Here is a 12426-nt window from a genome sequence, read left to right as displayed (position 1 = left end):
TGCTTTTAGTAAGTATTCATCAGTGTTTATTAGTTCACTAAAAAATCTTTCTTTTAGTAGTGGTCCGTTTGTGTCATATTTAGGATTATAGTATTTTACATACCTAAGTCCTATACTTTTCATTATGGTGCTAATTTCTTCTCCATTTGAGTCTATTATGAAGTGTGCATGGGTGTCCATTAAACAATATGCATAGATTTTAAATTGATATTTTATTTGACTTTCTCTTATTTTTTCCATCATCATTTCTTTATCTGATTCTGATGGAAATAATGGTTTTGATTTTGATTCATGGATTACTATGTGATATATTCCATTTAAATCTGTTACTCTTGCTTGACGTGACAAAACAATCGCTCCTTTTTATATTTATACTTATTTATAAATATTGACAAAGGAGTTTTATTTAAACATAAAAACTATGAAAATTAAATTTCCATAGTTTTTATGTTTTTATATTATGCTGTTTTCTTTTCAGACACTGCTTTTTCCACTGTTTTTTTTGCAGCTTTTTTATATATAAACCAATATACAAGACCAACTAATACTGCTCCACCTATTATGTTTCCAATTGTTACTGGTAATAAATTTTTAGCCACTCCTGCTACATTTAAGTTTGCAAGTTTTTCTGGTGATATATGTGATGCTTCTATGTATACAGGATTTCCTTTTGCTAGTAATCCAATTGTGAAGTAATACATGTTTGCAACACAGTGTTCAAATCCAGCTATTACGAATACAAATATAGGAATGAATCCCATTAATGCTTTTCCAGCTACGTCTTTTGCTGCATATGTTGCCCATACTGATAAACAAACTATGATGTTACATAGTATTCCACTTGATAATGCTTGTCCCATCGGTAAGTTAGCTTTTGTTGCAGCAACTTTAACTGCATATCCACCAACAGCTCCACCATTAAAATCTAAAAGTCCTGCACTATAAACTAAAAATGCTATTAATGCAGCTCCTATAAAGTTTCCTATAAATACTATTAATAAGTTCTTAGCCATTTGACCTACTGATATTTTTTTATCAGCTACTGCTACTGATAATAAGCAATTTCCTGTAAATAATTCAGATCCACAGATTAAAACAAATAGTAGTCCTACTGGGAATACTACCCCTGCAATTACTTTTTGCAATCCAAAGTTTGTTACACTATGTGAAGCTACTGATGAACCATATCCACCTAGTGCAATGAATATTCCTGCTAGTATTCCTAAAAATAATGTTTGTACTGGTCTGTTTTTCGCCTTTTTCACACCAACTTCTGAAACATATTCTGTTATTTCAAGTGGTGATAACATGTTTTGACTCATATAACTTTCTCCTTTGCTTTTTATTAATTCAATTACATTTGTATTTGTAATTAAATTGTTTTTATATATTCTCAAATTACATTTTATAAAATATTAATATTTTGTATTTTTTACCATTTTTCTTAATAATTCATTAACTATTTTTGATTTATTCTTATAGCTACAAATTTATATATTATATGTAATATTTTTACATATTTCTTCCGACTTTTTCTTTTTTATAACAACAAAAACTATTATATTTTAAATTTTATATAAAAGTCAACTGTAATTCTATCATATTTATTCAGATTTTACCTTGTTTTTATCTTACAAAATGATTTTTGATTTTTTTCTCAATTTTCAATATTCATTTTATTGTTTTTCCTAGGAAATATTAAATTCTTTTAATTATTCCTATAAAATACTCCTTTCCTAATTTTATATTTTATATTATTTATAATATTATTAAATATATATTTATATTTTTACTATTTATTTTTAATTATTGTAATTTAATACTTTATTGAGAATTAATTGAATTATTTGTGTTATAGTCTATTTATACAAAGAAAATACTAAATTTAGTGTTTACATTTTATATTTTCCTACTAATTTTAGAAATTAATTTCTTAATAAATATCATTAAAAGCTTTTATTTTGTTATCATTAAAGTTTATTGACATTGTTTTATATTTTAAATTAAGGAGTTGTAGTGATTTGAGTAAAAATTTTTTATTTAATTATTTAGATAAAAATACATTAGATAAGAAATCTTATGAAGATTTAAATGAACTTGTATGTAAGGCAAAAGTAGGCAATGATGATTGTAAGTTAGAACTTATGAATTTAGTTACAAGGTATATTCATAAACTTTCAAAGTCCTCTTTTATCCCAGATTCTGATAAAGAAGATTTTGTTATGATTGGATATTTAAGCGTGCTTAATTCTATAAAAAAATTTTCTCCTGATAAAGGTGATTTTGTTAATTATGCAATTAGAAGTATTAAATTTAATTTTTATGATAATTTGAGAATTAATAAATATAATAGTACCGTAAGTTTGTCAACGGAAATTGATGATGGACTAACATTAGAAGATGTGCTTGCTTCACCTGAATCATCATCTAATGTTTATATGCGAGATGATATTAACTTAGCTCTTCATTCTCTTACTGATGAAGAAAAAAAGCTTTTCTATCATTGCATAATTAAAAATGATTTTACCTTAATGGAATATGCCAAATTTTTAGGTGTTGATTATAGACATGTTTTATATTTAAAGAACAAAGCTCTTTCTAAAATGAAAAAGTTTTTAAAATAATTAGTTAAAAGAAAAACAGAAGTAATAACTTTCATTACTTCTGTTTTATAATTTAAATTAAAAAAATTTTATATTGTATATTTGTAATTCTTCCATTTCTAAATAATCTTTTATAAATTCATTTGGAAATTTCTTTGATAATATTTGTTTAAATTTTGTTAATTGCTCTTCACTTGGTTGATCTAATTCTTGTTTGTCTAATTCTAATTCTGTTTCTGTAAATAAGTCTCCATTTATTTTATAGCTCACATCACGATTATATAGGTACAATTGATTATCTTTTATCTTCAAAGAGCCATACAATATTGAAGGAAGTTCAATTTCCTCAATATTAGATATTTTATAATCTTTGCTAAAGTCTCCATAATAGATTTTATCTTTAACTTGACCTGAAAGTTCATCTACAGTAAAAGTTTTTAGTGCAATTTTTGAATAATCCTCCGATAATATAGAATCTTGTATTTGTTCTTCACTATTATCTACTTCATATATAAGAGTATCATTTATATAAATATTAGATTTATTTTCTGATGCTTTTCTAGACGTTTTGCTATATAAAAGTTTTTCTCCTTCTTCATAAACACCTAGTAATATTCCCATCACAAAATTTTCTTCTTTTTTAGTATCTACATTGTATACTCCATAAGCTAATACAGATGGATTTATATGAGATGTTATTAATATTCTTTCATCATTAATCCATTCTAAATCTGTTATTATTCTAAGACTTTCATTGTTCAATTCAATTTCTGATGTCTTTTCACTTTTTATATCCTGAAGTATAATCTTTGGGGAATCAGGTTTGTTCTCTTCATTTCTTTCCATATATACAATTTGCTTGTTATTAGGACTTACTGCCAATAATTCTTTAGAAATACCCTTATCACCTATTTCGTTTATCTGTTGTTTTCTTTCATCATAACTGTAAATTTTATTGTTTCTTTCAAATACTGCATTTAGATATTTCTTATCAGAAAGTTTTACAATACTTGCATTGCTACAACCAACTAAAAATAAAATTGCTACCATTAAAATAGTCAGTTTAAATTTTCCCAATCCTTTTCTATGAACAACGCCTTCACTTTCCATTTGCTACACTGTTGCCTTATTAAATAGGTTATAATTGCAACAGCACACCTCCCCCAACTCTTATTTAGAACATGATTATAATATTTTAATAAATGCTAAAATCTACATTTATTAATTTTTAGATTTATGAATAATTTGCAATTTACAAATTCAACTTTATTAGTATACTCCTATAATTTTCTTCATTCAATATTATTAACTAATAATTATGTATTAAAAATTAAGTAATATTTCCCTAACTTAATTATATCCTAATTTTAGGAATTTATTATTACAAATAAGATACAATCAGAAATTATATATATGTTTTAATTATTATCAAATATAAAAGTTTTTATTTATATATTCTCCTTATTTTATTGCACAAAAAAGCAAGAGAGAAAAAATCCCTCTTGCTTAAATTTTACCAACTACCTGATGATCCTCCACCATTTGACGAACCTCCTCCGAAGCCACCAAATCCGCCGCCATCAGAGCCACCGCCACCGAAACCTCCAAATCCACCAAAGAAGTCATCATCATCATCATCTTTTTTCCTTCTTACTGTTGGAGTTCCATAATAGTGAGTGTTGCTTGTTCTAAATGCCCTTGATATACCTCTAAGCATTCTTCCTTTATTGAAAAATGAATCTCCGAAAATTGTAATTAAAGCTATTATTACAATAATTGTTCCTATGTCTATTCCGTCATCATCTTTTTTTACATTAACATGTACTTGTGGAGTATACTCATTAGTAAGTTCTACTTGATATTCTTCTGCTATATTACTTGCAAAAACTGCATATGCATCTAATAATCCACCTGCATAATCGCCTTGTTTAAATCTTGGCTTTGCAGCCTCTTCCATAACTTTGTTGCTATATATATCAGATATTGCCCCTTCAAGTCCTCTGCCAACTTCCACTCTATATTTTCTATCTTCTATAGACATTAGTATTAACAGCCCATTATCTTTTTCTTTAGATCCTATTCCCCATTCTCTAAACAATTTGTTTGCATAATCTTCTATTGGGTAATTATCTAAAGTATTTATAACAACTATTGTTGCTTCTGCTGTAGTTTTGTCTTGTAATTCTTTTCCTATTGCTATTATTTTATCTCTAGTTTCTACATCTATAGTATTTGTATAGTCATTTACATATTTATATTGCGTTGGCTTTTCAAATTCTATTCCAAAGGCTTTAATAGGAATTGCAAATATAACTAAAAAAACTAAAAAAATCGATATTAATTTTGAAAACTTTTTTATATTATTTTTCATAAATTATTTATTAAACTCTACTTTTGGAGCTTCTTTAGCACCTTCACTAGCTTTAAAGTATTCTTTTTCTTCAAAGCCAAACATTGATGCTACTATATTGCTTGGAAACTTTTTAGTTTTCTTATTATATTCTGCAACTATTTTATTATAGTCTTCTCTTTTTATTGTTATTCTATTTTCTGTTCCTTCTAATGCTATTGAAAGGTCTTTAAAATTTTCATTAGACTTTAATTCTGGATATCTTTCAACAACTACTAATAATCTTGATAATGCACTTGAAAGTTCTGAGTTTGCATTTGCCTTTTCTTCCATTGTTCCTGCACCAGCTAGTTTTGATCTTGCATCTGCTATTGATGTAAACACTTCTTTTTCTTGACTTGCATATCCTTGAACAGTAGCTACTAAGTTAGGTATAAGGTCTGCTCTTCTTTGAAGTTGTGCATCTAAATCGGATGCAACTGTGTTTACCTGCTCATCTAAAGCTACAAACTTGTTATAACTTGAAATGAAAGGCATTACTAGAATTGCTATTACTACAATTATTGCTATGATTATTCCCATAGTCTTTTTTTTCATAAATAATACACCTCTCTTTATATTAATGAATTTTACTTTCAAAAATAAAAATCTTAAAGTACTTAATATAGGGTTCTAAGTTCAAGTTTTAAATTTTAAACTTGTATTCCTATATATTATATTAAGCTTATCCTTAAGTTAGCATACATTATATTACTATTGTAAGTATTTTTCAATATAAATATAACTTCTGTTATTTAAATTAAAAATTCCACCTATTTTATAGATGAAATTTTATTATTTTTTATATTGAAGTTTTATTGAAGTTCTACAAATGCACAATGGCTAGCTTCTATATTTAGTCCTAATGATTTAGCTTTTTCTAAAACTTCATCATTAAATGAACCTGGTTGAAACCATACATTTTTTATTCCCTTATTTTTTATATCCTCTAACATTGTTATGGCTATATTAGGATTAACTATTATATTAGCTACATCGATATTTTCTTTTATTTCATTTATATTATTATATATTTTTATCCCTTCAATTTCATTATATTTAGGATTTATCCCACAAACACTATATCCTTTATCTTTCAATTTCTTTAATATTTTATACCCAAACTTACTTTTGTCATCTGTTGCACCTATTACAACCCAGTTTTTTAAAGATATCATCTCTTGCATATTCTTACTCCTTTTCATTTGTAGTGTTACTTAATTTTATCTATTTAACTTAAATATATCAATGAATAAGATGAACATACCCTATTATTGAATAGTTTATTTTAATTTAGTTTTCCTTTTGAATACCATATTTATTCTAACACACACAATAATTCCTAATATGCTTATTTAGATATATTTTGATTTTAAATTTATATCCACATAAAAGTTCTCCGGGATTGAAATCCCAGCTACGATAAAAATCATAACTATGGTTACTATAAAAATATCATTTCTAATTTATTTTGATTTTTTATAATGAACTTAACCTTATAATTAAAGTCATTGCAACGAGATTTATTTTTTAATTTTTTACATTTTTTCTTTTTATTTTATGTTACATTATTTATCGATATATTATATACTATTAATATTAGTGCTATATTATATGTTTTGCACTTTAATTACTTAAGAAATTTGAAAGGAGTTTTGCTATGCTATCAATTGATGATATAAGTGTTGATATGCTTGAAGCAGATATACGTTATCTTACTCTTTTAGCTAATAAATTTCCAACAATTTCAGATGCTTGTACAGAAATTATTAATTTGCAAGCAATTTTAAATTTACCTAAGGGTACTGAACATTTTCTTACAGATATACACGGAGAATATGAAGCTTTTAACCATGTTTTAAGAAATGCTTCTGGTGTTATTAAAAGAAAAGTGAATGACTTACTTGGAAATAGTTTAAAAGAAAGTGAAAAGAAAGATTTATGTACATTAATATATTATCCTGAACAAAAATTGGATCTTATTATAAACGAGGAAAAAGAACTGGATGATTGGTATAGAATCACTTTATATAGACTTATTGAAATTTGTAAAATAGTTTCATCTAAATATACAAGATCTAAAGTTAGAAAAAATTTACCACCTGATTTTTCTTATATTATAGATGAACTTTTAAATGAAAAAGAAAATAGACCAAATAAACAAGATTATTTTAATGGTATTATAGATACTATTATTAGAATTAGACGTGCAAAGGAATTTATTATTGCTATTTGTACAGTTATTCAACGTTTAACTGTTGATAGACTTCACATTATTGGTGATATTTACGATAGAGGTCCTGGTGCACACATAGTTATGGAAAGTTTAATTAGCCGTTCTTCTATAGATATTCAATGGGGAAACCATGATATTCTTTGGATGGGAGCAGCTGCCGGTAATGAGGCTTGTATATCTAACGTTATTCGTATATCTACTAGATATGCAAATCTTGAAACCTTAGAGGATGGATATGGGGTTAACCTTCTTCCATTAGCTACTTTTGCTATGGAATGTTATAAAAATGATCATTGTAAATCATTTAAACCTAAAATTTCAGCTGGTAATTATAAAGAAACTGATTTAAAATTAATGGCTCAAATGCATAAAGCTATTTCTATTATTCAGTTTAAGCTTGAAGGTCAAATTATAAAAAGAAGAAAAACATTTAATATGGAAAATAGACTTCTTTTAGATAAGATGGATTTAGAAAAAGGTATTATAACTATAAATGGAAAAGACTATACTCTTAATGACACTAATTTTCCAACTGTTGATCCAAAAGATCCATATAAGCTTACCAAAGAAGAACAAGCTTTAATTACTAAATTAAAATCTTCTTTTATTAATAGTGAAAAGCTTCAAAAACATGTACGATATTTATATTCTAAAGGAAGTTTATATTTAGTTTGTAATTCTAATTTACTATATCATGCTTGTATTCCACTTAATAGTGATGGTACATTCAGAAAAACTACTATTGCTGGAAAAGAATGCTGTGGTAAAGCTTATTTAGATATTGCTGACAGACTTGCTAGAGAAGGTTATTTTAATAAAGGTGACTCTGAGGAAGATTTATATTCATTAGATTTTCTTTGGTATTTATGGTGTGGTGAAGATTCTCCCCTATTTGGAAAATCTAAAATGGCTACATTTGAAAGATATTTCTTAGATGATAAAGAACTTCACAAAGAACCTAAAGATCCTTATTTTAAATTTAGAGATAAAGAAGAAACTTGTGATATGATTCTTAGAGAATTTGGACTTGAACCAGATGAATCTCACATAATAAATGGTCATGTTCCTGTAAAAGTAGTTCAAGGTGAAAGCCCTATTAAAGCTAATGGAAAACTTTTAGTTATTGATGGTGGATTTTCTAAGGCTTATCAAAGAGAAACTGGTCTTGCAGGTTATACATTGATTTATAATTCTTACGGCTTACAATTAGTTTCTCACGAACCTTTTGAGTCAACGCAAAAAGCCATTGAGGAATGTCAAGATATACTTTCTTCAGCAGTAATACTAGAAACTACTAAAACTCGAAAAAGTATAAAAGACACCGATATTGGAAAAGATTTAATAAACCAAATATATGATTTAGAAAAACTTCTTATGGCATATAGAAAAGGTATTATAAAAGAACAAAAATAGTTTTTATATAGTAAAAATAAAAGATAGCTAATTGCTATCTTTTATTTTTTAAGGGAGATGACTTTCTTATATTTCAATTTTTAGTATTATACCTCTAATTTCATAGTTGCTGTCATTGTCTTTCCGTCTCTTACAAATTCTACACTAACTTCATCATTTTCTTTGTGAGTTTCTTTTATTTTGTTTAATTCAGCTACTGTAGTAACTTTTTTACCATCAAATTTTACTACTACATCTCCTGGTTTTAATCCTGCTTTTTGTGCAACACTAAAATCTTCAACTTGTGCTATATATATTCCTACTGGTAAGTTGTTTCTTGATGCTAATTCTTCATCTAAATTCCTACATTGTATTCCAAGTTTTAATATAGGTTTTGTTAGTACATCAAGTTTTGCTATTGCTTCATTTATTGGAATTGAAAATCCTAAACCTTCAACTCCTTCTGCATTTATTTTTACTGTATTTATTCCTATAACTTCTCCATTAGAATTTATAAGTGGACCTCCACTATTACCTGGATTTATTGCTGTATCTGTTTGTATTAATTTTAATGTTTTTCCTTCTTCCACTTCTATTTCTCTATTTACTGCACTTACTATACCTGTAGTTACAGACCCAGAAAAATCTTTAGATATTGGACTACCTATTGCCATTACTTGTTCTCCAACTTTTAAATTATCAGAGTCCCCAAAGCTTAGTACTCCTGGAACTTCTACTTTTGGATCAGTTATTTTAACAACTGCTAAATCTGCTTCTTCTGAATAATTCACAACTTTTGCAGCTACTTCTTGACCTGTACTAAATATAACGCTTACCTCTGTTGCACCTTTTACAACATGGTAATTAGTCAGTATTTGTCCTTCATCATTAAATATAAATCCTGAACCTATACCTTCTTGTATATTACCTGTTTGCCAACCCATAAAGTTTGTTGCTACTGATTTAGTTGCTACTCCAACTACTGCTGGTGAAACTTTTTCTGCAATATCAGGTATGTTCATATAATTCCCTGAACTAATTTGAGTTGTATCTACTTTTTTTGAACTATCTTGATTTTTCTTTTCTGCTACTGATTTTACACTTTTATTATTTGAATTCATTATTGAGTATGTTGTAACTCCACCTATTCCTCCACCTAATATAGAACAAACAAGTGCTATTGCTACATAACTTCCAACATTTCCTCTTGTCTTTTTAGCTTTTTTAACCTTTTTAACTTTAGGTTCCTTAGCTCCTTCATAATTGTTAAAATTCATTGTTTCTGTATATCCAGTATTGCTATTTGTATCTTCATCACCTATTTTATAAGATGCATTATTTATATATGTTTGCTCTAATTTTTCACTAGAGTTTAAATTATCATTATTTATATTTTTATCTATATCATTATTCATATTATCATTAAAGTTATTTTTTTCATTCATATATGATCAACTCCTTGATTTACTTTATGTTTAAATCTTATTACTTTTTTATGACAGTATTGTGTCTTGTATTTGACAGTTTTATGACATGTAAAATTACATAATTCCATTGTTATATTATTAGCCTTAGAAAGTTAATTTATCCGTTCATTAAAGTTGAAATTTATTTTAAAACATATTTTTAGTTTAATGATTATACTAATTTAATTTATGTTTCATTTTTTATTTTGAAGTTATCAACAGTTTTTTATTTATACACAATAGTTATTAACATAATTTACTGAATTTTTGTTTATAACAATAATATTTGTGCATAACTTTTTGCATATCCTTATTAAGTTTTATTTTTTAAGCTTGAAATATACCAATGAACAAGAGGGACAGACATCTTTTCGGCTAATTACCTTTTCTTAATTTGCTTTTCCTATTAAATAATATAATTATCTAAACAAGTAAAGTCAGTCACTGCATCTACTTTATTTATTAGTGGATATATAAGTAGGTTTTAGACTTCTCTTAATGTATATCTAAAATATTGAATTGCCTGTCCTTTTTGTTACGTCTTAAAAACCTAAGTTACAATTTTAAATTTATATCCATATCAAAGAGCACCGGGATTAAAATCCCGGCTACATAAATACACAATCCCGACTACATAAAAACACAATCCCCACTACATAAAAACACAATCTTGACTATCTAAGAGCATAATTTGGGATACGAAAAACCATAATTGTGGTTATAGAAAAAAATAAGAGAGAATAAAAATTCCCTCTTACTTTGCAAAGTTTATATTAGCGTTTTAATTTTAAGGTATCAATGTCTTTTAATTTATTATTTTTGAGCATACATTTCTACGATTTTTAATACTACTTCTGTAGCTTTTTCCATTGATTCTGCTACAGTGTACTCAAATTTACCGTGGAAGTTGTGTCCACCTGTAAATAAGTTTGGTGTTGGAAGTCCTTTGAATGAAAGTTTTGATCCATCTGTACCTCCTCTTATTGGTAGTACTAATGGTTTTACATCTACTGCTTCTATAGCTTTTATAGCTGTTTCTACTATATGGAATTGTTCTTTAACTTTTTCAGCCATGTTGTAGTATGTATCAGACATTTCTAATACAACTGTTCCTTCACCATATTGTTTGTTATATTTATTAACTAATTCTTCTAAAAGAACTTTTTTAGCTTTGAATTTGTCCATGTTGTGATCTCTTATTATGAATTCTTGAACTGTTTTTTCTACAGTTGAGTTCATATCTGTTAACATGAAGAATCCTTCATAATCTTGTGTTTTTTCTGGTCTTTGGTCTTGTGGTAATTCATTGAAGAACTCCATAGCCATTATTCCAGAATGAATCATTTTTCCCTTAGCTGAACCTGGGTGAACATTTCTTCCGTTAAATGTTACAACTGCTCCAGCCGCATTGAATGTTTCGTAAGATATTTCTCCTACTTCACCACCATCTAGTGTATAAGCAAATTCTGCACCAAATGCTTCAACATTAAAGTTATTACATCCTGTTCCTATTTCTTCATCTGGAGTAAATGCAACTTTAATATCTCCATGTTTTACTTCTGGATTATTTATTAAGTATTCCATAGCTGTCATTATTTCAGCTATACCAGCTTTATCATCTCCACCTAATAATGTTGTTCCATCAGTTGTTATTATTGTTTTTCCAACATAGTTTTTGATTTCTGGGAAATCCTTTACAGAAAGTACAGTGTTTTCATTTAATTGTATATCGTTACCATCGTAATTTTCTATTATTTTAGGATTTACATTTTTTCCTGAATAATCTGGAGCTGTATCCATATGAGCTAAGAATCCAATTGTTGGGACTTTTTTGTCTATATTTGAAGGTAATGTTGCAGTAACAAATCCTTTATCATCTACTGTTACATCACTCATTCCTATAGCTTTTAATTCTTCTATAAGAATTTTTCCAAACTCTAATTGGCTGTTTGTACTTGGAACTGTTGATGAAGTTTCATCACTTTGTGTATCATATTTTACATATTTTAATAATCTTTCAACTACTTTTGACATATTTTATCCCTACCTTTTTTCAGAATTCGTAATATTTTATTAACATTATAACATGTTAGAATAATAATGAAAAGTATGTATATTCTATTAACATATTCTTATTTTTACATAATTTTTATATAAATTTATAAAATCATTAAAAAATATAAGCATTTATCTAAGCTTTATTGTTAACATTTTATTAATTTAAATAATATATTAATATATACAATTTATTGCTTTTTTAGTTTTTGAATAATTAAATGTTTATATACTCAAATTATTAATTAATTAAAATTTTTTAAATATACTTTCATTTTAACTGTT

General features: G+C 26.6%; 10 protein-coding genes. 2 read left to right on the top strand and 8 right to left on the bottom strand.

What is annotated here, in order from left to right:
• Together AC07E4_RS12930 and AC07E4_RS12925 are read right to left on the bottom strand one after the other, a co-directional pair.
• On the bottom strand, positions 1-348 hold a 348-nt coding region (locus AC07E4_RS12930; protein WP_478216591.1), incomplete at its 3' end, for a transposase.
• A 110-nt stretch (positions 349-458) separates the two neighbouring features.
• Entirely contained in the window at positions 459-1322 is an 864-nt protein-coding gene (locus AC07E4_RS12925; RefSeq protein WP_430830107.1) for a formate/nitrite transporter family protein, read from the bottom strand.
• A gap of 699 nt (positions 1323-2021) precedes the next feature.
• Here AC07E4_RS12925 and AC07E4_RS12920 point away from each other — a divergent pair.
• The gene (locus AC07E4_RS12920; RefSeq protein WP_040329741.1) at positions 2022-2624 is read left to right on the top strand and encodes a sigma-70 family RNA polymerase sigma factor; all 603 of its coding nucleotides are present in this window, start codon (positions 2022-2024) and stop codon (positions 2622-2624) included.
• Positions 2625-2681: 57 nt separating this feature from the next.
• Here the strand turns inward: AC07E4_RS12920 and AC07E4_RS12915 are convergent, their stop codons facing one another.
• The 4 genes from AC07E4_RS12915 to AC07E4_RS12900 form a co-directional block, all read right to left on the bottom strand.
• Positions 2682-3713, bottom strand: coding sequence for a hypothetical protein (locus AC07E4_RS12915; RefSeq protein ID WP_040329740.1), 1032 nt, complete (start codon positions 3711-3713; stop codon positions 2682-2684).
• Positions 3714-4116: 403 nt separating this feature from the next.
• Complete coding sequence (locus AC07E4_RS12910; RefSeq protein ID WP_040329738.1) at positions 4117-4974, bottom strand: TPM domain-containing protein; 858 nt, start codon at positions 4972-4974, stop codon at positions 4117-4119.
• A gap of 3 nt (positions 4975-4977) precedes the next feature.
• Positions 4978-5535 carry a LemA family protein gene (locus AC07E4_RS12905; RefSeq protein WP_430830119.1) on the bottom strand — a complete coding sequence of 186 codons (558 nt, stop codon included), beginning with the start codon at positions 5533-5535 and terminating at the stop codon, positions 4978-4980.
• Between the two features lie 272 nt (positions 5536-5807).
• Positions 5808-6179: a CoA-binding protein gene (locus AC07E4_RS12900; protein WP_040329736.1), complete on the bottom strand. Its 372-nt coding sequence runs from the start codon at positions 6177-6179 to the stop codon at positions 5808-5810.
• Between the two features lie 473 nt (positions 6180-6652).
• On the opposite strand from AC07E4_RS12900, the gene AC07E4_RS12895 reads away from it, so the two are divergent.
• Positions 6653-8641, top strand: coding sequence for a fructose-bisphosphatase class III (locus AC07E4_RS12895; RefSeq protein WP_040329735.1), 1989 nt, complete (start codon positions 6653-6655; stop codon positions 8639-8641).
• 86 nt (positions 8642-8727) lie between these two features.
• Here the strand turns inward: AC07E4_RS12895 and AC07E4_RS12890 are convergent, their stop codons facing one another.
• Positions 8728-10065 (bottom strand): S1C family serine protease, encoded by a 1338-nt coding sequence (locus AC07E4_RS12890; protein ID WP_478216590.1) that lies wholly within the window; start codon positions 10063-10065, stop codon positions 8728-8730.
• Positions 10066-10899: 834 nt separating this feature from the next.
• A complete protein-coding gene (gene pepT, locus AC07E4_RS12885; RefSeq protein ID WP_040329732.1) occupies positions 10900-12120 on the bottom strand; it encodes a peptidase T in 1221 nt (406 codons plus the stop codon).
• Positions 12121-12426: the final 306 nt, after the last annotated feature.

It is taken from the genome of Clostridium amazonense, assembly GCF_056431285.1.
The sequence above is the reverse complement of the archived record's forward strand: the minus strand, read 5'-3'. Positions and strand labels throughout refer to the sequence as shown.

Bases quoted from the DNA above. Each gene is read 5' to 3' on its own strand.
- AC07E4_RS12910 (WP_040329738.1), bottom strand. From the start codon at position 4,974: ATGAAAAATAATATAAAAAAGTTTTCAAAATTAATATCGATTTTTTTA.
- AC07E4_RS12895 (WP_040329735.1), top strand. From the start codon at position 6,653: ATGCTATCAATTGATGATATAAGTGTTGATATGCTTGAAGCAGATATA.
- AC07E4_RS12915 (WP_040329740.1), bottom strand. From the start codon at position 3,713: ATGGAAAGTGAAGGCGTTGTTCATAGAAAAGGATTGGGAAAATTTAAA.
- AC07E4_RS12905 (WP_430830119.1), bottom strand. From the start codon at position 5,535: ATGGGAATAATCATAGCAATAATTGTAGTAATAGCAATTCTAGTAATG.
- AC07E4_RS12900 (WP_040329736.1), bottom strand. From the start codon at position 6,179: ATGCAAGAGATGATATCTTTAAAAAACTGGGTTGTAATAGGTGCAACA.
- AC07E4_RS12890 (WP_478216590.1), bottom strand. From the start codon at position 10,065: ATGAATGAAAAAAATAACTTTAATGATAATATGAATAATGATATAGAT.
- pepT (WP_040329732.1), bottom strand. From the start codon at position 12,120: ATGTCAAAAGTAGTTGAAAGATTATTAAAATATGTAAAATATGATACA.
- AC07E4_RS12925 (WP_430830107.1), bottom strand. From the start codon at position 1,322: ATGAGTCAAAACATGTTATCACCACTTGAAATAACAGAATATGTTTCA.